Consider the following 19,882-nt stretch of genomic DNA (forward strand, 5'->3'; position numbering starts at 1 on the left):
GTCAGTCTGCGGCTCTCCTCAGGACTGGGCTGCGGCGCGTCGGCAACACCCCAGGACTGACCAGCAGCATCGCGGCCATGCCCACTCCGGTGGCGACAGCCGTAGCGATGAACATCGCTTGGTAGCCGTAGGCAGTCGCCAAAATTCCGGCGAGCGTCGGCGCCAGCACCGAGCCGATATTGGCAAAGAAATGCATGAAGCCGCTCCAGGCCCCGAGGCGCTCCCGAGGAGCCGTGTCGATCACCACGGTCCAGTACACGGTATTGACGAGCGCATTCAGGCTGTTGCCCAGGGTCATCAGGGCGATCACGGCCGCAGGGCTCGTGGCCTGTGACACGCCGAGAAAGACGATTGTCGTCAAGAGCAGCGTGAGCGCGGCAAACCAGCTGCGAGCGATGCGCAGGCTCCCCGTACGTCTGAGGAGCCAGTCGGAGAAGCGGCCGCCCAGCAGAACCGTAACACACGGTCCGGTCCACGGAATCATGCCCAGATACCAGAGCGAAGCCAGGTTGAAGTGGAACTGATCCTGTAGGTATTTCGGTGTCCAGGTTAGGAGCATGAAGTTGACGTAGATGAAGGCAAAGTAGCCGATCGTGTTGAAGACCATGGTGCGGCTGGTGAAGAACATCCACCACGGAACGTCGGGCTCGTCCCTGACGATCGCGGACGACGGTGCGTTGCGGTCGAGGACACCACTTCGGATTTCGGCGAGTTCCGCCGCGCTTACACGCGGGTTCTCCTCGGGGCGATTGGTGAAAATACGCATGAACGCGAGAAGCGCGATCAGCCCGGAGAGGCCGAGGATCCAGAACATGGCGCGCCAGCTGCCGGTGAGCAGAAGCAGGCCGACCGACATCGGTGCCGTCAGGAGTGCACCTAAAGGTGTGCTGAGCAGCCCAATCGACACCGCGAAGCCGCGCTCACGCGGTGTGGCCCAGTTGCCGACGGTCTTGTTGATGATGGAATAGGCGGGACCCTCCGAGAACCCGAACAGGACGCGCACGACAGCGAAGCCCGCCAGGGCCGAACCGCCCAGCGCGGCAATCCCAAAATCGCCCGCATAGGCGGTCGCGATCTCGAACAGCGACCAGGCAACGCCGGCCACCAGCCAGACCAGCTTGGCGCCAAAGCGATCTCCCAGGGCGCCGCCAATCAGGGCGCCAAACATATAGCCGTATCCGAAATAGCCGAGGACAGCGCCCCAGGCCGCGCGATCCAGGCTGTACTCAGCCGTGATGTCGGCTGCGGCGTAGGAGATCGCGCCACGGTCGATGTAGTTGATCATCGCAATGACGACGATCGATGAGAATATGACGTACCTGAATCTGCTTTGCTTTTCCGAACGATCCATGACGCTATCTTTTTCCGATTGATTGTTATTCGGCGATTAGTGGGGCTAGAGCCTGTGTTTCAGCCGTACTCTTCCGGCTGATCGAGGCATGTGGGCGGCGGGATATGATGTCCTGGCCATAAAAACTGAGATGGAGCTGTCACCAGTTCGACCTTGGTTGCCGATGCCGCCTTCCGAGAGCGGCTGAGGTGTGTTCGGGAGGGTTGCACTTGCGAGGTTTCGGCCCTGGTCGCTGAGCCGGTGCCGGCCCCTGACGCAAAGCAGCATGTCTGTTCCTCGACCCAGACGCAGCGTCGCGAGCGCGCCAAGGGTTTCGCCGGCCGGTCAGGTCGTCTGCCGGCGTCTGCCCAGCCGCTCTGCGACGAAGATCCCGCCAAGAACAAGGGCGAGCGCGGCGGCCGTATCTGAACGGAATGGCTCGCCGACTAAAGCCACGGCCAAGAATGCGCCGAACACCGGAAGCAAGTTCACGAACATGCCTGCTCGGTTCGGGCCAATCAGCTCCACGCCTCGCATAAAGAAGAGCTGAGAGACGAGTGATGGACCCAGCCCAACATAGACCACGATCGCCCAACCCTCCCAAGTGGGCCAGACGAGCCCACCGTTCGCCCACTCAATTGCCAGGAGCGGTAAGGAACTCAGAAGCGCGGCCGCCGCCATTGCGGCGAAGAAGGCCAGTCCGGACACGGCCGGTCGGGAACGCAGGGCCACGGTGTAGCCGGCATACAGCAGGCTGGCGATGAGCATGAAGACATCGCCCCTGTTGAAGGCGAACGTACGAAGAACCTGCAGGTCACCATGGGTGGCGGCTATGGCGACTCCGAAGAGAGTCACCAGCACGCCTACGGCTTGCATCAGCCCGACCGGCGCGCGGTACACAAGAAAGCTCATAACCAGAACGATGACCGGGATGGCGCCTTGGATCAGGGCGAGATTGGCCGCGGTGGTATGAGTGCCTGCGACGTAGAAGAGAGCGTTGAACGCCGTGTAGCCGCAGCTGCCCATGAGCAGGATCCGGCGCCAGCCCGGCAGCAGCAGGCGCCATTCACGCGCGACTTGCCGGCCTGCGAGCGGGACGAGTGCCGCGCAGGCGACCAGCCAACGCAGGCTTGTGAGCGCGAAGGGCGAGACCTGACCGACAGCCCATTTGCCGGCGACGGCATTGCCGGCCCAAATCAGGCTCGTGAGCGTCAGCAACGCGTACGCGCCTGCTGCGGAAGGGGAGCCAACCTGAGGGAGGCCTGAGCTGGACCGAACGTGAGCCATGGCTGCCCGTAGCACAGCAACTCCGAGGCAGTCAGGCCGCTATCGCCGCCTCAGCTCCGCGAATATGGCCGATCGACCGGAACCACGACGCCAATGAAGTCGTGGCCGAAGGTCATGCCGACCCGGGTGTCCGGCACGGGCCCGTGGTAGAGGTGCAGGTCGGAGCCGCAGATCCAGGTGCGCGTCATCGGCACGACCGCATCCTGGACGTGCTCGCAGACCGGCACGGGCTTTCGATCGACCTGGACCCTGTACGGGCCTCGGTGATTCATCGCCAACATTCCAGGGGGCTCCGGCCTCTGCGGTTTTGGCGACGTTGAGAGAAAGCCCGAGTTCCCCCGGGGCCCGCGGCGTTCACATCGGTCGCTGGGAGCGCGCCCTGCCGCCGACGGGTGCTAGCTTCGCCGGTAGCCGGCTTGCCGCCTCGGAGATGCCCCGCCCGCAGCTTCGCCCGCGGGCTTTGTCGGATCGGGGGGCTGAAGCGGCCTCGCGAAACCGGGCGCTACACCTGAACCGGGGTGGGGGGGAATACTGGTCCGAACATCCCGTTGCTCGTGCAGGGGGGCGAGTTCGGACGCCGCGCGTTGTTGTTTTGAGGTCTGGTTTACACCGGTGCGTTAAGAGTTCGATCCGAGAAACGGCAACGTCACAAATTACCGGCGCAGAGCACGCAACCTATGCCCGCCCCGCTCAGCACGTGTCGTTCCTGCGGCCGTACGATCCGCAGCGGAACGGTGTATTGCGTGCCGTGCGCAGCAGCCCAGGCCGACCGTGACGCGAGAACGTTCGACCGCTGGCTCCTGATCTCGCTCGGGGTATCCGCTTTAATGCTGGCGGCGTGGGCCCTGTATGCACTGCTCGGCTTCGTCAAACCGCATCCCTGACCCGGAACCGGCCCGGCCAGGAGTCCCGACCAGGCATTAGCGATGAGCGTGCAGGGGGCGGCCGCGCCGGAAGGAGCCTCATGGCCACTGGATACAGCGAGTTCCGCCATCCTCAGCATCGAGAGTGATGGCAAGCGCCCGCCTTGCGCGCTCCGCATGCTCGCAAGCCCCGTCTGCCCGCGCGGTGGCCAAGCGCTTGTGAACCTCCAGCCAGGCGGGCCCGGAACGCCGCATCGGCAGACGGGCTGTCTCGACGGCGGCCAAGGCCTCCTGAACTGTGCGCAGCCTTGATGGGAGACCCGAAGCGGCGCTTGTGAGGATCGCTTTCGAGAAGGGGATGTCGTCGCTGTTCACGCTGTCACTCCCTGTGTCGCACGGTTCGTTCTGGTGCCCGGAGCGGTCACGCCCGGATCCCGTCAGGCCGCAGCAAAGGATGACGAGGTGTTGGTGCTCTCAATACTGCGCCGGGCTAAGGGTCCAGTCCTCGTCTACCGGTATGCTCTTCAAGGCGGCGATGTCTGTTCAGATGACAGCGGGTTCATGGCACAATTCGGGCGCGAAATTCGTGATCGTCGTTGGCCGGGGCGGACCTCGTGCGCCCCGCCCGGCATCGCCGGGCCTCTCGGTTCTGTCCACGTCCAACGGCGGGCGGTCTTGCGCGGGGTCGGCTCTTTCCGGGCCGGCTTCGCACCGCATGCCGGATGGCTCAGCTTATACGCCGGGCAGTCCAGCGGCCCGAGCAGGCTGCCAGTCCGGCGAGCGTCCGTCGCCCCAGGGTTGAGGCGTCACGGAGCTTTCCGGTGACGGAGATCCGGGACGAGGCGGTCCCGATCTCGCCTCTGATGAGGCCATCCGCGCCGGCGCGACCTGAGGCATCGATGCCCCGGTTGCCGCCATCCCCTACGACTCCGTCGCGGATGAGGATCGGGTATCAAAAAGCACCCGTGCAGGTGCCGGTTTTCGCCGTAGCTGTAACCGACCAAGCACCATCGAAGCGCCCGGCAGCGGACGCTTCGGGTCTCCACGCCGTCGCCGACCGGAGGACGAATATCGGGATGATGAACCGAGGCAGCCGGGATCGGCCCGTCATGGATGGACCTCCTGGGTTCGTACTTCATTCCGCGCCGGCCGCGCCTCGGCGCCGGCCGTGAGATGGAGGACGAACAGCTCGCTCGCCGCATGGCTCGCGTAGGCGTCGCGCCGTAGACGCGCCACCATCGTGATCAGGTCGTCTTGGAGGGCGCCCGGCACGTGCCGGTCCGCCTCGGCGGCATCGAGGGCAGCGGAGAGGCGTACCAGCACCGCACCGACGCGGGAGCCCGCTTCGATCGCTGCAACTTCTGGATAGTATTTCCGCTGCCGCAAACCCAGCTGGTCATGGACGTGGGAAGTGGCTGGGCCCGACGCTTCGGCCGGTTCCCGCTGTTTGTTGGCGGTCTGCACGGGAGATAACTCATCTCGATTGAGGTCGGGCGTCTGGCAGAGAGTTGATGCGCCCGGTTGGAGAGCCTGTGATTTATCCCTGGTCGATAACGATGGCGTCATTGATGCAAGTATACCAGTGAAAATCGCGGACGCGGCGGAACCTGCTTGCGCGCAACCCGTTTGTGCCGCGCTGCCGAACGGGCAGTGATGCGAAGACGAGGACCGGACGGGTCGTGACGACGGGCGTTGACAGGCATGAACTCCGGCAGATCATCGCCGGCCTCAGCGAGGGCGTGATCCTGGTCGAGCCTGACCAGACGATCGCCTATGCCAACGAGGCGGCTCTGGCCATGCACGGCGCCGAAAGCCTCGACGAGCTCGGGTCGACCGTCGACGCCTACCGCGAGCGCTTCTCGCTGCGCTATCGCAACCATCGCACGCCGGAGAATTACCCGATCGAGCGTGTCGTCGCCGGTGAGACCTTCCACGATGTCGTGGTCGAGGTCTTGCGGACCGACCAGCCCGGCGTCGATTTCGTCCATTCGCTGCGGAGCCTCGTCGCCACCGACCGCGACGGTTGCCCGAGCTGCCTGGCGCTCATCCTCAAGGACGTCTCGGACCAGTTCGAGGCCGAGGAGCGCTTCGAGCGGACCTTCAATGCCAACCCGGCGCCCGCGGTGATCACGCGGCTGTCCGACCTGCGCCACGTGAAGGTGAACCACGGCTTCCTGGAGATGACCGGCCACACCCGGGACGCGGTGATCGGGCGCAGTGTCTACGAGCTCGACGTCCTGGCCGGCGCACGCAATCGCGATCTGGCGATCTCGCGCCTCAACGAGGGCGGCACGATCCCGCAGATGGAGGCCTGCCTCGATCTGCCCGACGGCGGCCGGCGCTTCGTCATCGTGGCCGGCCAGCCCATCGAGATGGGCGATGAGCCCTGCATGCTCTTCACTTTCGCGGATCTGGAGCTGCGCCGGAAGGCCGAGGCCGCCCTGCGGCAGAGCGAGGAGCGTTTTGCCAAGGCGTTCCGGCCGACGCCGATCCCGACGGTGCTGGTCCGGGCCGAAGATTTTCACGTCACCAGTGTCAACGAGGCCTTCGGCCGCGTCTTCGGCCTTGGCGAGGACCGGATCGTCGGACGCACCCTGGTCGAGGCCGACTTGTGGGTGAACGATACCCAGCGCGAAGCCTTCGAGGCGGCGCTCGCCCGGAGCGGCTACGTGCTGGGCGTCGAAGCGTGCCTGCGGCACGAGAACGGCACGAATCTCGACTGCATGATCTCGGCCGAGCGCGTGACGATCAACGATGCCGAGTTCGTGCTTCTCGTCCTGCAGGACATCACCGAGCGCAAGCACACCGAGCGCGAGTTGTTCGACGCTATCGAGACCGTGATGGCCGATACCTCCTGGTTCAGCCGCGGGCTGATCGAGAAGCTCGCCAATCTCCGGAAGCCCGGCCGCGAGAACACGGACGGCTCGGCACCGAACTTGACGTTGCGCGAGCGCCAGATCCTCAACCTGATCTGTTCCGGCCTCGGCGACGATGCCATTGCCAGGAAGCTCGGCCTGTCGCGCAACACGGTGCGCAATCACGGCGCGGCGCTCTATCGCAAGCTCGGCGTTCATCGACGGACCGAGGCCGTCGTTTGGGGACGTGAGAACGGTTTCCCGCTCCAGTCGCCAGTTATTTAAAGTTAAATCTACTAGTACATTTGCACTATTGAACACGAGCGGGCGGCCAACATCTGAGATGAGGTCGAAGCTGTCCAGGAAAGACGGCCGCTCATGAGTGGACATGCGCAACGAACTTCGGCCGAACACCTCAAAGGTTCGGTGAAGGAGGCCATCGGCAAGCTCACCGGCGACACCCGGGTCGAAGCCGAAGGCCGGCGTCAGAAGGAGGCTTGGCGGCCGTCAGGGGCTGGGTCTCGCAAAGGCTGATCGCCAAACGCCATCTGGCGGCTCCGGTGAGCCGCTCGACTGAAAATGCAAAGAAGGAGAGGAACATGATCGATACAGACAGGATCACCGGTGCCGCCAAGGAACTCGGCGGGAAGGTGCAGAGCGCGGTCGGCGACCTCACCGGCTCGAAGCGGGACTCGGTGGAAGGCCGCATCCGCGAGGCGAGCGGTCAGGCCGAGAACCTCTACGGTCAGACAAAGGACACGGTCCGGAACGTCGCCGAAGAGGCTTACGACTACGCCGAGGACGCCTACGAGCGCGGAGGTCACTACCTGCGCCGCGGCACCCACGAGGTGCGGCACCAAGTGGCCGAGTACCCGCTCGCCTCTCTCGTCATCGCGGGACTCGTCGGCTTCGGCCTCGGCCTGCTCGTCAATGCTGGCCGCGACTGAGCCGCCATCCTTCGACCTTCGACGACCAAATACCCGGAGTGACAGCGTGACCACCATCCAGACCGTTTCAACGCCGCTCGGCACAGAGGCGCACGCCGACACGCGCGCGCTCCTGCTCAACCAAGTCTCCTGGGGCGCCATCTTCGCCGGCGCCGCGACCGCGCTGGTCACCCAGGTCATTCTGAACCTCGTCGGCGTCGGGGTCGGGCTGGCTTCCGTGGGAAGCAATGCCGGCGACAACCCGGCCGCGTCCACCGTGTCGATGGGTGCCGGCGTGTGGTTCGTCGCCTCGGGCATCCTCGCCTCGCTCGCCGGCGGCGCCATAGCGGGCCGGCTCTCGGGCAAGACCCTGCCGGGCGCGGCTGCGCTCCACGGCCTCGTCTCCTGGGCGGTGACGACGCTGGTCGTCCTCTACCTCCTGACCTCCGCGGCGACCGGCCTGGTCGGCGGCACGCTGAGCACCGTCTCGGGCGCGCTTGGCGGCGCCGGTAACCTCGTCGGCGGCACCGCGCAGACGGCCGCGCAGGCCGCGGCGCCTTCGCTTTCGAAGATCTCGAACCCGCTCGACGGCATCGAGGAGAAGGTCCGCCAGCAGGCGGCCGGCCAGGATCCCCAAGCTGCCCGCGACGCCGCCGTGGCCGCGATCAAGGCCCTGTTCACCGGCGACCCGGCCCAGAAGGCGCAGGCCGAGGCCCGCGCCGCGGATGCTCTGGCCAAGGCGCAGAACATCCCGGCCGATCAAGCGCGCCAGCAGGTTCAGGACTACGAGAAGCAGTACGACCAGGCTGTCGCAACCGCCAAGCAGAAGGCTGAGGCTGCGGCCGCGACGGCCAAGTCCGCGGCCACGCAGGGCGCGTTCTACGCGGCCGTCGCCCTGGCGCTCGGTGCGCTCGCCGCCTTCTTCGGCGGCCGCCTGGGCGCCCCGAAGCCCGCGACCCTGCTAGGCGCCTACGAGACCCGGCGCGTCTGATCCCCACCGGCCCCCGCTGAACCGCGGGGGCTGCCGATCACCGGCGAAGGGCCGGCCAAATCCACCTCAAGGAGAGCATGCGATGAGCAGCACCACCGACAAGATCAAGGGCCTCGCCAACGAGGCGGTCGGCAACGTCAAGCAGGCGGCCGGCAAGGTCACCGGCAACGACAAGCTCGTGGCCGAGGGTAAGGCGCAGGAACTGAAAGGCGAGGCGCAGAAGACGGCGGGCGACGTCAAGGACGGCGCCAAGAACCTCGCCGACAAGGTCATCGGTAAGAAGTGACGTGCAGGCGGGGCCGGTCGGGCCGGCCCCGCCTTCGATGCCAAACCGAAAACAGGAGAACATCATGAATCGCGACCGCATCCAGGGCGCATCCCGTCACCTGAAGGGGAGGGCACAGACTGCCCTCGGCGGCATCACCGGTGACCCGGCCCGACAGGTGCGCGGCGCCGTGAACCAAGTGGCCGGCGGCGCGCAGTACGCCTACGGCCGGGCCCGGCAGCGGGCCGAGGATCTCGCCGATGACGGTCGTCATCTGGCCTACGAGACGCGCCGCCGTGGTGCGACCTACGGCCGCCAAGCGCTCCGCTACGCCGAGGGCCACCGCGCCAACACCGTCCTCGGCATCGCCGCGCTCGCCTTCGCGGCCGGGTGGCTGGTCCGGCGCGCCCGCTGAGACCAAGGATCCAAGCCATGCTCCGCAAGCTGCTGACGGCGTTCATCGTTCCGAGGCTCGTCGCCTATCTCGGCCGCCGATACGGGAACCGGGGCAGGAACGACCGGACCTACTGAAGGTTCTTGGACCGCGACCAGCGGGGGCTCCGGCCGATGAAGCCACGCGCCAAGCTATCCCTACGACCGGAGATCGTGTTCCTGGCGCTCGCCATTCTGCTGGGGGCGGGCGCGGCCGTGGCCTACTGGGCATCGCGGGCGACGGTACTGACGGTCGCGGTCGCCCCTCGCGACGGCACCGAGCCCGCCCTGATCCAGGCCTATGCGGAGGCGCTGGCGAGGCGGCACAAGCAGATCCGTCTCCGGATCCTGCCGTTCGATGACGTGCGGGACAGCGCCGCCGCCTTGCGCGACGGCCAAGCCGACCTCGCCGTCGTGCGCCCGGATGTGGACCTTCCCGACAATGGCCTGACGCTCGCCATCCTGCGGGATCAGGCGATGATCATCGCCGCGCCGGATGCGTCCGGGATCGACCGGTTCCCGGATCTCGATCGCAAGCGCCTGGCCATCCTGTCGCACCGTGACGCCGACGAGGCGCTCATCCGAGCGATGCTCGCCCATTACGGGCTGACGCTGCTTCCGGCCGAGCCGGAGGGCCCCGTGCCGGCCCGCCACGTCGCCCTGGTCGAAGTGACCGAGCCCGATCTCGCCGTCGCGCTCGCGCGCAAGCGTGTCGATGCCGTGCTCTCGGTCATCGCACCGACCGCGCCGGCGGCGCAGCGCATCGTCGGGATCGTCCAGGCGGCGAGCCGAAACCGAAAGGTTTCCTTCGTCGACGTCGAGAATGCCGAGGCCTTCGTCGCCCGCATGCCGCGGCTTCAAGTGGTGACCATGCCGGCCGAGACCTTCGGGGGAAGTCCGAAGGTGCCCGGCGAGGAAGTCCGAACCGTCGGAGCTTCGTACCGCCTCATGGCCCGGTCGAGCCTGTCGCGTTCGGTGGCCGCCGACGTGACCCAGCACCTGTTCGAACTCCGCAGCGGCATGGCGAACGTCACGCCCGCCGCGGATTACGTCCAGGCCCCCGCCTATGACAGCACGGTGGGCGCGACGAGTGCGCGGCTCCCGATCCATCCGGGCGCGGTCGATTATTTCGAGCGCGAGCAGCAGAGCTTCGTCGAACGCTACGAGACCTGGATCTACCTCGTCGCCTTCCTGGGTGGCGGCATCGGCTCGGCGGTGGCCTGGATCGGCCAGCGCCTGTCGCGGCTGCGGCGCGAGCGCGTCGAGGAGGCTACCGACCGCCTCCTGGAGATCCGGCAGGAGGCGCAGCGTACGGGCGATCCGGGGCGCCTCGAGATCCTGGCGCGGGAGATCGACGACCTCGCCGGGGACATCGCCAAGCACGCCCTCGAACGGCCCACCCAGGCCCGGACCATGTCGGCCGCTTCCATCGCCATCGACGCGGCCCGCTCGACCGTCAAGCGCGCGATCGCGGCCGACCGACAGGCCGAGGACGCTTCGGCGCTGATCGGGAGGATCATCCCCACGGACACCGCCTCTGCGGCGGAGTGAGAGAGCTGCGGCGGCCAACCGCCGTGTCACCCGGGCCTGGAAGCCCGATCAACGAAGAGGACGATTCGATGAGCAAGGGATACCCCTCCATGACGGCCCTGCTGGGTCTCTTGGCCGTGGCCGGCTACCAGAATCGCGAGAAGATCGCCGAGTGGCTTGGCGGCCACGCCAAGGACACGGCCCACTCACCCGTGCCGCAGGTTCCGACCGCCCCCTCCGGATCCAGCGCGTCGATCCCGGCGAACCTGGAACGCGTGCTCGGCGGCGTGGGCTCCGCCGGCGTGGGCGGATTGATCGCGAGCGGCCTCGGTGAACTCGTCGAGCACTTCACCAAGGGCGGCCATGCCGACACGGCGCAATCCTGGATCAATCATGGGCCGAACCGCGACATGCCGGCCTCCGACCTGGAGCGCGCGATCGGCCCCGAAACCCTGGCTGCCCTGGAGCAGCGGACCGGGCTGAGCAAGAGCGAGCTGCTGGCGCGCCTGTCGCGAGATCTGCCCTCGGCAGTCGATCGGTACTCGCCGGACGGACGCCTTCCGTCCTTCGGTTGAGTGGCCCTGCAACGAACCGTCGTGGCGGCACCGGAACCGTGCCGCCGCGACGACAGGCTCCTATTCGATCAGCTCGTCGGCCGATGCCAGCAGGGACGGCGCGATCATAAGCCCGAGAGTGGCAGCCGTTTTGAGGTTGATCAGCGTGAGGAATCGCTCGTTGGCCTGCACAGGCAGATTGCCGACCACGGCGCCGCGCAGGACGCGGTCGATGTAGCCGGCCGCGCGCTGTACGTCCTGCGTGACGCTGGTTGTGTAGGCGGCGAGACCCCCGAGCCGCACCTGTGCCGCGTAGGCGTACACCGCCGGCAGCCGGTACGCAGCGGCCAGATCGATGATCTGCCGGCTGTAAACGCCCGTGACCGCGTCCGGCAGCACGATCAGGCCGCCTTGCCCACCCTTGTCGAAGAGCGTGATCGCCTGCTCGATCTCCGCGGCGTCGTGTACGCCGGCGATCCGTGCATCGACACCCAGCCCGGGACCGATGCGGGCGATTTCGGCCGAATAGCCCGCGAGCCGCGCCGGGTAGTCGGGGTTGATCAGAGCGAGCGCGCGGGTGACGCCGGGACTGAGCTCCTTGAGGAGCTGCAGCCACTTGCCGACCAGGGTGAAGTCAAAATTCGTGAAGCCGGTGAGATTGCCGCCCGGTCGCGACAGGCTCTTCACGAACCCGCCGCCCACAGGGTCCTGGAGCATCATGAACACGACCGGCGTGGCGGTCGTCGCCTGCTGGAGGGCGGTCGTGCCGACGATGCCCTGGGCCAGCACCACGTCGGGCTTACGCGCCAGGATCTCGTCAGCCTGACGGCGCATCTTACCGGAATCGCCGCTGCCGAAATGCAGATCCACCGCGAGGTTCTGGCCCCAGATCCAGCCGTCCCGCTGCAGACTCTCCTTCAAGGTATCGATGATGATGGGGATGTCGGGATGCGTCTCACCGTAGACGAGCAGGATGCCAAGCCGGCGCTGCCCTCTGGCCTGAGCCCGGCCGGTCGCCGGCCACGCGGCTGCGCCGCCCAGGCCCGCGATGACGTCGCGCCGTCTCATCCGCTGGTCTCCCGCACGCGGAAATCCCGGCCGGCGCGTCGGCTGCCCGCGAACGGACGACCCGACCCGCGCTCGCCCAGGGTTGCATTCCCAGGCTCAAGTGTCGGCTATCGTGGGCGGCGGGTCGAGGGTGGCGCTAGTTTCGGTCTCAGCGGACCTCGATGCGGGTCCCATTCGCACCGTTGAGCAGGCGCTTCAAGTGAAACGCCGCGACCCCATCGTCGGGGCGCAAACCTACCAGGGCCGCGAAGGCCGCCAGCGCCCCGGCCTCACCGGCTTCCAGCTTGGCGAACGCCTCCTGATAACGGCTCAGCGACGCCGCGTCGTAGAAGGTCTCGGTCAGGGGTTCGAAGGCGCGCAGCGATTCCTGCTTGCCGCGTAGGAGGAGATCGCCGAGAGGCCGGCCGCGGAACTGCCCCGCCCGTATCACCACGCTCTCGCTCACGCAGATCCTGGTTCCGAATGCTTTGTTGGCGTTCTCCAAGCGGGCGGCGGTGTTGATGGTGTCGCCGTAGGCCGTGTAGTCGAAATACCGGCCGCCGCCGAAATTCCCGACGATCGCCGGTCCGGCATGGACGCCGATCCGGGTTGCGCCGATCTCGATGCCCCGCTCACGCCAGCGGGCCCGGAAGGCTTCCGCCGCCTGGTCGAGGGCCAGCGCGCAGCCGACCGCCCGGGCGGCGTGGTCCGGCTGGTCCCCAGGTGCACCGAACAGGACGTGGAGCGCGTCACCGACGATCTTGGCGACCGTCCCCTCATGCGCGAACACCACATCGGTCATCTCGGCGAAGTAGCCGTTCAGGATTTCGGCGAGCTGGGTGGGGTCGAGACTCTCCACCAAGCTGGTGAAGCCGGCGATGTCGGTGAAGAGGGAGGCCACGTCACGACGGTGGCCGCCGAGCTCCAGACCCGACGCGTCCCCGGCCAGCTGCTCGGCGAGGTTCGGCGAGAAGTAGCGCGCCAGCGAAGCGTGCGCCCGCTCGGCCAGCGATTGCCGGCGACGCCCCTCGCGCAGCGCCTCCACATGCCGCAGCGTCCGCTCGATCGTGGTCTCCAGATCCGCGAAGTCGATCGGCTTCGTCAGGAAGTCGAAGGCGCCGCGGTTCATCGCCGTCCGGATGTTCGCCATGTCACCGTAAGCGGAGACGATGATGGTCGAGGGTCGATCGGTCAGTTCCTGCACCTTGGCGAGCAGGGTCAGACCGTCCATGCGCGGCATGTTGATGTCGGACACCACTAGGTCGACATCGCGGTTCTCCGACAGGCTCTCCAACGCTTCCTGCCCGTCATGCGCGAACAGGAACGTCACCAAGCCCTGGCGGATTTGCCGGCGAAACTTCTGGGTGATCAACGCCTCGAGGTCCGGTTCGTCGTCGACCACGAGGATCTTGGCGCTGGCCATGCCGGGGATCATTCCGTCCCCGCGATTGAGGCCAGCCGGCGGTCGATCTCCGCCTTCAGCAGGGTGAAGTCGATGGGCTTGGTGATCAGGCCCACGGCGCCGGCGGCCAGGACCCTGTCGCGCGTCTCCGCGTCTCCGTAGGCCGTGATCATGATGACCGGCACGTCGGGCCGCGCCGCGCGCACCAGGGGCAGGAGTTCCAGCCCGGTCATGCCCGGCATGTTGATGTCGGAGAACATCAGGATCAGGCTCGGACCATTGGAGGTGTTGATGCAGGCCAGCGCCTCCGGGGCTGAGTGCGCAAAGGCCATCTCGAAGCGGCCGGCGCGCAGCTCGCGGCGGAACTGCTGGCGGAACAGGTCGGTGACGTCGGGTTCGTCGTCTACGACGAGGATAAGGACGTTCATGGCTGGCTCGCGGGTGCGGTCACAGGATTGGCCACCTCGGCGCCGTGGCGTGGCAGGAGGATCGTGAATTCGGTGAACTGGCCCGGTTCCGTGGCGACGTCGACCGTGCCTCCGTGCTGTTTCACCAGAATATCGTGGCTCAGGGACAATCCGAGCCCCGTACCCTCTCCCGCCGGCTTGGTGGTGAAGAACGGATCGAACATCTTGGCCTTCACGCTGTCCGGGATGCCGGTGCCGTTGTCCCGCACGCGGATCTCGACGCTGTCGCCGCGGTCACGGGTCGTAACCGCGAGGGTGGGCTCGTAGTCCGGTCCAGCATCGTCGGCCCTCTTCTCGGTGGCGTAGAACCCGTTCGACATGAGGTTCAGGAGGACGCGCGTGATCTCCTGCGGGTAGATATCCGCGACCCCGGCCGCCGGGTCGAAGTCGCGCACAAGGGTCACGTTGAAGGTGGATTTGGCGGCGCGGGCGCCGTGATAGGCGAGGTTCAGGCTCTCCTCCACGAGGGCGTTGATCTCGACAGGGCGGTGCTCGCTGGATCCCGTGCGCGAGTGCAGCAGCATGTTCTTGACGATCGAGTCGGCGCGCTTGCCGTGCTGGACGACCTTCTCGAGGTTGCCTTTCAGGAGGTCGGCGATCTCGTCGGCCTCCCGGCGGGTTTCCGGCTCGAGCGGCGCGGGCTCGAGCACGTCTCTCAGCTCGTCCACCAGCTCCTTCGAGAGCGACGCGAAGTTGTTCACGAAGTTCAGCGGATTTTTGATCTCGTGGGCGATGCCCGCCGTGAGCTGCCCCAAGGAGGCGAGTTTCTCGGACTGGACCAAGCGGCTCTGCGCCTTCTGAAGGTCATCGAGCGACTGGTTGAGATCGCGCGTGCGCTCCTCGACCTTGGCCTCCAGAGTCTCGTAGGAATCCTGCACCCGGCTCGCCATGAGGTTGAACCGCTGCGCGAGCGTTTCGATCTCATCGCCGGTTTGAAGCACGATGCGTTCCGATAGGTCCCCGGCGCCAAACCGCTCTGCACCGTCCTCGAGTTGGCGGATCGGCACCACCATGCGCCGGGCGAGGAATGTCCCCGCGACCGTCGCCATCAGCAGGCCGAGCCCCATGAGCGAGATCGTCTGAAGCACGGATTCGGTGAGCGGTTCCATCGCTTCCCGCAGCGAAAGCTGCACGAACACGATCCAGTCGACCCGCGGTATGGTGGCATGGGCCGCCAGAACCCAACCGCCGTCCAGCCCGGTGGTGATCTCGTAATCCTGCGCGTTCGCCTTCGCGCCGGGCAGCGCCCCCGCCACCTCCGGAAGGCTGGACAGGTCGGTATCGCGCAGGACGAGGCTGAGGTCCGGGTGCGCGATCAGGCGGCCCGTCGACGTGGTGACGAAGGCATAGCCGTTTTCCCCGATACGGATCGCGCTGACCACATCCCAGATCAGCTTCAGGTTGACCTCCGCGACGGTCACACCCGGATCGCGCCCGGCATGCGCCACCGACACGGTCATGTACGGTTCGGAACCGCGCCGGAAATAGACCGGTCCGAACCAGGTCTTTTCCTTGAGCGCCTCGGTGAAGCGGGGCGACGTGGAGAAGTCTTTGCCGCTGCCGACCACGTCCGGCTCCAGGCGCGAGACCCGCAATTGCTCCTTGCCGTTCGGATCGAGATACGCGACCTCGGTGATGGCCGGCGTCTGACGCAGGAGCCGGATGAAGTCGTAGCGCTGCTGCTCCGGGGCGACGCGCCGCCACTCGGCGCGTGTCGTCCAGCCGATCTGACTCTCGATCTCCGAGAGAAAGGCCTCGACGCGCTCTGCGGCCGCGCGCGCCTTCTCGCGCTGCACCTCAATCGCCGTCCGCTTCGCGTCCTGATAGTTCAGGGTCAGGTCGACGACACCGTTGATGAGCAGCACCAGGGTGACGAGCCCGACGAAGGCCACCGCGAACTTCGCCGAGAGCGGAAGGCGGAACCGCCTCGCTGGGATGATCGGCTCGGCCGGGACCGCGGATGCGCCGGGCCGCGTCATTCGACGATCTCGTCGGCTTGAGCGAGCAGTGCCGACGGAACCTCCAGCCCGAAGGCCCGCGCGGTCTTGAGGTTCACGATGAAATCGAACTTCGTGGGTGCCTGGATCGGCAGGGTGGCGGGATTGTCGCCGTGGAGGATCCGGTTCACGTAGGCTGCCGCCCGGTGGATCGCTTCGACCGGATCGGGGCCGTACGACATCAGACCGCCGCGATGGGCGAACCGCCGGATGGCGAAGACGGTGGGAACGCGGTGCTCGGCGGTGAGGGCGACGATGCGGTCCCCGTTGGCCTCGCTGAACGTCCCCGGTGCCACGATCAGCCCGGCATGGCTCTGCCGGCCGAGTCCCGCGATCACGGGATCGATGTCGCCGGTCGCCTCCGCCATCACGATGGTGGGCTCGATGCCGAGGGCGGCCGCTGTGCTCTCGAAGGGCTCGGAATAGAAGTTGCCGCGCTTCACCTCCGTGCTCCGGTTTGACAGGAGGGTGACGTGCCGGATCGTGGGCGCCGCCTCCTTGAGGGCTGCGAGCCACTTTCCGCCCAAGGACGGTTCGTACAGGGTAAATCCCGTTATGTTACCCCCCGGCTGCTGCAGGCTGGCGACATAGCCCGACCCGACCGGATCGGATGCTCCGACGAAGACGATCGGGATCGTGTGGGTCAGCCGGGACACGGCGGCGAGCTGGGCATTCAGGTAGGCGAAGATCACCTGCGGCGCTGCGCCGACCAGGTCTGCGGCCAGCGCGCCCGTGCGCTCCCGATCTGCGCCGCCCCAGCGGTCGTCGACACGCAGGTCCGTGTGCCCGTGCTCGCGCAGCGCAGCCTGAAAGGCCGCCGAGAGGGTATGACCTTCGACGCTGGCGTCTGAGAACGGCCAGAGTGCCGCCAAGTGAGCCTGGGTCTGCGCCTGCGCAGCCAGGGACCACCCGGCCAGCGCACAGGGGAACCCAGCGATTATCGTCCGCCTTCTCATCCGATCACCGCGCCAGACCTGCCGCCCTCGGCCACTGCCGCGCTGGCCGAGCCGCCGGCACGCGACCTGAGCCGGCGATTGACAGCCGGAGCTTAGTGCAAGCTTGACTTCGGTGCCACGCGCAGCCCGGTACGGGCATGGCCGCACGCCCCCAGATAACGCCCTGGCTGACGGTGGCGCGTCTAACCCTCTGGGCACTCGACTCGGGTCGGGGTGACGCAAGACATGCTCGCGGCCGGGTTCGAGTTGCTCAAGGTGATGCAAGCTGGCTCGTGGGAGACGCCGGCGATGCCAGACCATTCCTGCGCGCGCCTTCGTGCTCAGCGCGGCCTCGCTTGGAAGCTGGCAACGCTACAGAACAGAGCACAGCTCGTGCGACAGCCCACAAGTCTGAGAAGGGTCAGAGGTTCGAACCCTTTCGGACGCATCTAAAGCCCATACCGTTCGGAGTAGAACTGCGAACAGCAGGCTTCTGAGATCAGCGACAGACGGGCAGAAATCCGGCGTGGAACGGGTAACGGCCGTGTCCGCTTGGCGCTCAAACGTGCCCGATGGCCTCTCGGATGTGGACGCTTAGGCCCCCAAGATCTCCGGGCCGGGTCGCGCCGTCACCGGACCAGGGTTGTTGTCAGAGATCGGTCGTTCCGCGTGCCCTATGGACGACATACTTGGTGGCCCTTAACCTCGTCGTAGAAAAGCGCGCGGTATCGCCCATTGCAGCCTTGGTCCGCAGTCAAAGTCCAAGTGCTACACCATCGCTCCGTGGGTCATGTGCACCCTCGATGTGCCCATCGCCACCGATCACGATGGCACCGGCCTGCCCCGCCAGTGGGCTTAGAGCGTCGATCATGCTGATCTTGTGCCCGCGCTCACACAATGACATTACGACGTCGGGATCGACACTGCTTTCTAGCTTCACGCTGTCACGATCATCTGAGAAGGTGCGACCCAGAAGAAAACGTGGTCGCGCCAAAGCTTCTGCTGGATTGAGTGCGTAATCAATCAGGCGCGTCAGCAAGACCGACAAGGTCTGAGGCTGCCCGTCTGCGCCTTGCGTTCCGTACAGAATGTGCGGACGTCCATCCTTCAGGGCCATCCCCGGATTGAGCGTATAGAAGGGCCGCTTGCCGGGCGCGAGCCTGTTAGGGCTCTCCGGGTCGAGGCTGAAAGCGGCACCACGGTTATGCCAGAGCACGCCGGTGTCGCCGACGACGACGCCGCTGCCCCAATCGAAATAGGTGCTCTGGAGGACGCTGACGCTGTGTCCCTGCGGATCGGTTACGCCGAAGAAGACGGTGTCGCCGGTTCGAAACGTCTGAGGCCAGTCGAGAGCTCTGTTCATATCGACGGCGGCCGCCTTCGCGGCGAGTCGATCTTCGCCGGTCCAGAGGTCAGAAGCCGGGGCGACGAAGGCCGGGTCCCCGATCGCGTTGCGGTCGAGAAAGGCCTGCTTCACCGCTTCGATGCAACGGTGGAAGTAGTCTGCGCTGCCTTCCTCCACGCAAGGTAGACCAAGGCGTTCCAAGACGCCCATGATGGCCAGCGTCGTCACACCCTGTGTCGGCGGCGGCGGGGCCAACAGCGTCAGCCCGCGGTAGTTGAGCGTGACGGGAGCCTCCTCCCGCGCATACGTCTTGCGGAGGTCTTCTGCCGCGAGGGGTGATCCGACCGCGGCAAGGCCCTTCGCGAGCGAGGCAGCCAGTTCGCCCTCGTAGAAGTCGCGAGGGCCGTTCTCGGCGATCAGCCGGAGACTCCGCGCGAGCGCCTTCTGCAGGAAAGGCTCGCCGACGCGCGGGATGCGGCCCTCGTGCAGGAAGGTGCGGACGAATCCGGGCCAAGCGGGCAGATCCGTACGACGGAACTCGGTCCAGAACGCCTGGGAGGCCGAGAGGGGGAAGCCGTCTTCGGCATAGCCGATCGCTGGGTCGAGAAGGCTGGCGAAGCTGTGCCGACCTCCCCAGTGGCGGCGCGAGAAGTCGTGCGCGAGGCGCCAAGTATCGACGACACACGCCGAGGTGAGGGTCGAGAGCGCGCCCCGCGTCGGGATCGTGCCATGATAGTCGGGCGAAGTCGCTGCGGCCTGCCCGATTCCGGTGAGCGTAGTGGATCGGCCCTCCCGGTCGGCAATGATCCAGATGGCATCGCCGCCGATGCCACAAAAATGCGGGTAGGCTACCGCGATGACGCCGCCCATGGCGATCGCAGCCTCGATGGCGTCTCCACCGTCGCGCAGCACCTTCAGGCCAGCTTGGCTTGCGAGCGTGTGGGGACTCGTGACCATGCCACGGTTCGAACGCGCCAGGACCGAGCCGGGCGTGCCCGCAGCTGGGAGGCCCGTTTTAGGAGCAGGGAATGTCATCACGGTTTCCAAGTCTGAGAAGGCCTGACGCCTCGCAGCGTCAGGCCGAGTGCACGCGCGCTAGTGCTGCGTCGCAGGTTCGGACAGGTTGGTCTCAGGGCGTCCCGGGTGGTGCGTGCCGAGCGTCGCGGTGAGCCAGGCATAGACAGGTCCGAGCGCATTCATCGCCAGCACTGCGGCCAATGCCACCAGCGGGTCCTTCGGAACCGGGCCGAAGCCGCCGAAATATGTCGCGAAGTAACAGGCAAAACCGAAGAACATGCCGGGCACAAAGCTCAGCGGCTCGAACCGGCCGAGCGCCATCATCGTGCCGTTGAGGCTAAACAGGATGGCGCATTGCGCGAGGGTCAGCGCCGCGCCGGAAAGATGCTGCGCGGCAAAGCCAAAGCCGAGCACGATCAGGCAGGCGACGCAATTGCCGAGCGCCATGGTCGGCCAGATCCGCCTCAGGACCGCGGGTTTGGGGCCGCCAGCGGCGAAGGTGCCGGCCCAGCCTATGAAGATCGCCCACGGCGGCAGATGATAGGGAAGAAACAGGGTCGTCACGGCAAGCGCGGAGGCGACGATTTCGGCTGGTGGCTTTCTCATGGCGTAGTCTCCCAGTATCGGACCCGTTTGCCG

General features: G+C 66.6%; 19 protein-coding genes. 8 read left to right on the forward strand and 11 right to left on the reverse strand.

Annotation, left to right across the window (positions count from 1 at the left end):
- Position 1: 1 nt before the first annotated feature.
- The 4 genes from ACYCO6_RS04270 to ACYCO6_RS04285 form a co-directional block, all read right to left on the reverse strand.
- Positions 2-1,351 (reverse strand): MFS transporter, encoded by a 1,350-nt coding sequence (locus tag ACYCO6_RS04270; RefSeq protein ID WP_459769610.1) that lies wholly within the window; start codon positions 1,349-1,351, stop codon positions 2-4.
- 324 nt (positions 1,352-1,675) lie between these two features.
- Positions 1,676-2,617 carry a DMT family transporter gene (locus ACYCO6_RS04275; protein WP_459769614.1) on the reverse strand — a complete coding sequence of 314 codons (942 nt, stop codon included), beginning with the start codon at positions 2,615-2,617 and terminating at the stop codon, positions 1,676-1,678.
- A gap of 50 nt (positions 2,618-2,667) precedes the next feature.
- On the reverse strand, positions 2,668-2,898 hold the full coding sequence (locus ACYCO6_RS04280; protein ID WP_459769615.1) for an alcohol dehydrogenase catalytic domain-containing protein: 231 nt from the start codon (positions 2,896-2,898) through the stop codon (positions 2,668-2,670).
- Positions 2,899-4,587: 1,689 nt separating this feature from the next.
- Entirely contained in the window at positions 4,588-4,866 is a 279-nt protein-coding gene (locus tag ACYCO6_RS04285; protein ID WP_459769617.1) for a hypothetical protein, read from the reverse strand.
- A gap of 293 nt (positions 4,867-5,159) precedes the next feature.
- Here ACYCO6_RS04285 and ACYCO6_RS04290 point away from each other — a divergent pair, with 293 nt between their 5' ends.
- From ACYCO6_RS04290 to ACYCO6_RS04325, 8 genes are all read left to right on the forward strand, one after another.
- Complete coding sequence (locus ACYCO6_RS04290; RefSeq protein WP_459769619.1) at positions 5,160-6,620, forward strand: PAS domain S-box protein; 1,461 nt, start codon at positions 5,160-5,162, stop codon at positions 6,618-6,620.
- A gap of 93 nt (positions 6,621-6,713) precedes the next feature.
- Positions 6,714-6,869, forward strand: coding sequence for a CsbD family protein (locus ACYCO6_RS04295; protein WP_459769621.1), 156 nt, complete (start codon positions 6,714-6,716; stop codon positions 6,867-6,869).
- Positions 6,870-6,934: 65 nt separating this feature from the next.
- Positions 6,935-7,282 carry a CsbD family protein gene (locus ACYCO6_RS04300; protein WP_459769623.1) on the forward strand — a complete coding sequence of 116 codons (348 nt, stop codon included), beginning with the start codon at positions 6,935-6,937 and terminating at the stop codon, positions 7,280-7,282.
- A 46-nt stretch (positions 7,283-7,328) separates the two neighbouring features.
- Positions 7,329-8,252, forward strand: coding sequence for a PhnA-like protein (locus tag ACYCO6_RS04305; protein ID WP_459769624.1), 924 nt, complete (start codon positions 7,329-7,331; stop codon positions 8,250-8,252).
- A gap of 82 nt (positions 8,253-8,334) precedes the next feature.
- The gene (locus ACYCO6_RS04310; protein ID WP_459769625.1) at positions 8,335-8,538 is read left to right on the forward strand and encodes a CsbD family protein; all 204 of its coding nucleotides are present in this window, start codon (positions 8,335-8,337) and stop codon (positions 8,536-8,538) included.
- A gap of 64 nt (positions 8,539-8,602) precedes the next feature.
- Positions 8,603-8,932: a CsbD family protein gene (locus ACYCO6_RS04315; RefSeq protein ID WP_459769627.1), complete on the forward strand. Its 330-nt coding sequence runs from the start codon at positions 8,603-8,605 to the stop codon at positions 8,930-8,932.
- Between the two features lie 152 nt (positions 8,933-9,084).
- Positions 9,085-10,500 carry a TAXI family TRAP transporter solute-binding subunit gene (locus tag ACYCO6_RS04320; RefSeq protein WP_459769629.1) on the forward strand — a complete coding sequence of 472 codons (1,416 nt, stop codon included), beginning with the start codon at positions 9,085-9,087 and terminating at the stop codon, positions 10,498-10,500.
- Positions 10,501-10,568: 68 nt separating this feature from the next.
- Positions 10,569-11,054, forward strand: coding sequence for a YidB family protein (locus ACYCO6_RS04325; protein WP_459769631.1), 486 nt, complete (start codon positions 10,569-10,571; stop codon positions 11,052-11,054).
- A gap of 60 nt (positions 11,055-11,114) precedes the next feature.
- Here ACYCO6_RS04325 and ACYCO6_RS04330 read toward each other — a convergent pair whose 3' ends face one another.
- The 7 genes from ACYCO6_RS04330 to ACYCO6_RS04360 form a co-directional block, all read right to left on the reverse strand.
- Positions 11,115-12,101: an ABC transporter substrate-binding protein gene (locus ACYCO6_RS04330; protein ID WP_459769633.1), complete on the reverse strand. Its 987-nt coding sequence runs from the start codon at positions 12,099-12,101 to the stop codon at positions 11,115-11,117.
- Positions 12,102-12,249: 148 nt separating this feature from the next.
- Positions 12,250-13,515: an adenylate/guanylate cyclase domain-containing protein gene (locus tag ACYCO6_RS04335; protein ID WP_459769635.1), complete on the reverse strand. Its 1,266-nt coding sequence runs from the start codon at positions 13,513-13,515 to the stop codon at positions 12,250-12,252.
- Positions 13,512-13,910, reverse strand: a complete 399-nt coding sequence (locus ACYCO6_RS04340) for a response regulator (RefSeq protein WP_459769637.1) — start codon at positions 13,908-13,910, stop codon at positions 13,512-13,514. The genes ACYCO6_RS04335 and ACYCO6_RS04340 overlap by 4 nt, the downstream gene beginning before the upstream one ends.
- Entirely contained in the window at positions 13,907-15,928 is a 2,022-nt protein-coding gene (locus tag ACYCO6_RS04345; RefSeq protein ID WP_459769639.1) for a sensor histidine kinase, read from the reverse strand. The genes ACYCO6_RS04340 and ACYCO6_RS04345 overlap by 4 nt, the downstream gene beginning before the upstream one ends.
- Complete coding sequence (locus ACYCO6_RS04350) at positions 15,925-16,818, reverse strand: ABC transporter substrate-binding protein (protein ID WP_459769642.1); 894 nt, start codon at positions 16,816-16,818, stop codon at positions 15,925-15,927. The genes ACYCO6_RS04345 and ACYCO6_RS04350 overlap by 4 nt, the downstream gene beginning before the upstream one ends.
- A gap of 817 nt (positions 16,819-17,635) precedes the next feature.
- Positions 17,636-19,183, reverse strand: coding sequence for a gamma-glutamyltransferase family protein (locus ACYCO6_RS04355; RefSeq protein ID WP_459769644.1), 1,548 nt, complete (start codon positions 19,181-19,183; stop codon positions 17,636-17,638).
- Positions 19,184-19,321: 138 nt separating this feature from the next.
- Positions 19,322-19,849: a DUF1097 domain-containing protein gene (locus tag ACYCO6_RS04360; protein ID WP_459769646.1), complete on the reverse strand. Its 528-nt coding sequence runs from the start codon at positions 19,847-19,849 to the stop codon at positions 19,322-19,324.
- Positions 19,850-19,882 lie beyond the last annotated feature (33 nt).

The sequence above is a fragment of the Methylobacterium sp. CM6257 genome, from assembly GCF_054611515.1.

Coding starts and splice junctions, on each gene's coding strand:
- ACYCO6_RS04270 (WP_459769610.1), bottom strand. CDS start 1,351: ATGGATCGTTCGGAAAAGCAAAGCAGATTCAGGTACGTCATATTCTCA.
- ACYCO6_RS04275 (WP_459769614.1), bottom strand. CDS start 2,617: ATGGCTCACGTTCGGTCCAGCTCAGGCCTCCCTCAGGTTGGCTCCCCT.
- ACYCO6_RS04280 (WP_459769615.1), bottom strand. CDS start 2,898: ATGTTGGCGATGAATCACCGAGGCCCGTACAGGGTCCAGGTCGATCGA.
- ACYCO6_RS04295 (WP_459769621.1), top strand. CDS start 6,714: ATGAGTGGACATGCGCAACGAACTTCGGCCGAACACCTCAAAGGTTCG.
- ACYCO6_RS04300 (WP_459769623.1), top strand. CDS start 6,935: ATGATCGATACAGACAGGATCACCGGTGCCGCCAAGGAACTCGGCGGG.
- ACYCO6_RS04310 (WP_459769625.1), top strand. CDS start 8,335: ATGAGCAGCACCACCGACAAGATCAAGGGCCTCGCCAACGAGGCGGTC.
- ACYCO6_RS04315 (WP_459769627.1), top strand. CDS start 8,603: ATGAATCGCGACCGCATCCAGGGCGCATCCCGTCACCTGAAGGGGAGG.
- ACYCO6_RS04320 (WP_459769629.1), top strand. CDS start 9,085: ATGAAGCCACGCGCCAAGCTATCCCTACGACCGGAGATCGTGTTCCTG.
- ACYCO6_RS04325 (WP_459769631.1), top strand. CDS start 10,569: ATGAGCAAGGGATACCCCTCCATGACGGCCCTGCTGGGTCTCTTGGCC.
- ACYCO6_RS04330 (WP_459769633.1), bottom strand. CDS start 12,101: ATGAGACGGCGCGACGTCATCGCGGGCCTGGGCGGCGCAGCCGCGTGG.
- ACYCO6_RS04335 (WP_459769635.1), bottom strand. CDS start 13,515: ATGATCCCCGGCATGGCCAGCGCCAAGATCCTCGTGGTCGACGACGAA.
- ACYCO6_RS04340 (WP_459769637.1), bottom strand. CDS start 13,910: ATGAACGTCCTTATCCTCGTCGTAGACGACGAACCCGACGTCACCGAC.
- ACYCO6_RS04345 (WP_459769639.1), bottom strand. CDS start 15,928: ATGACGCGGCCCGGCGCATCCGCGGTCCCGGCCGAGCCGATCATCCCA.
- ACYCO6_RS04355 (WP_459769644.1), bottom strand. CDS start 19,183: ATGGTCACGAGTCCCCACACGCTCGCAAGCCAAGCTGGCCTGAAGGTG.
- ACYCO6_RS04360 (WP_459769646.1), bottom strand. CDS start 19,849: ATGAGAAAGCCACCAGCCGAAATCGTCGCCTCCGCGCTTGCCGTGACG.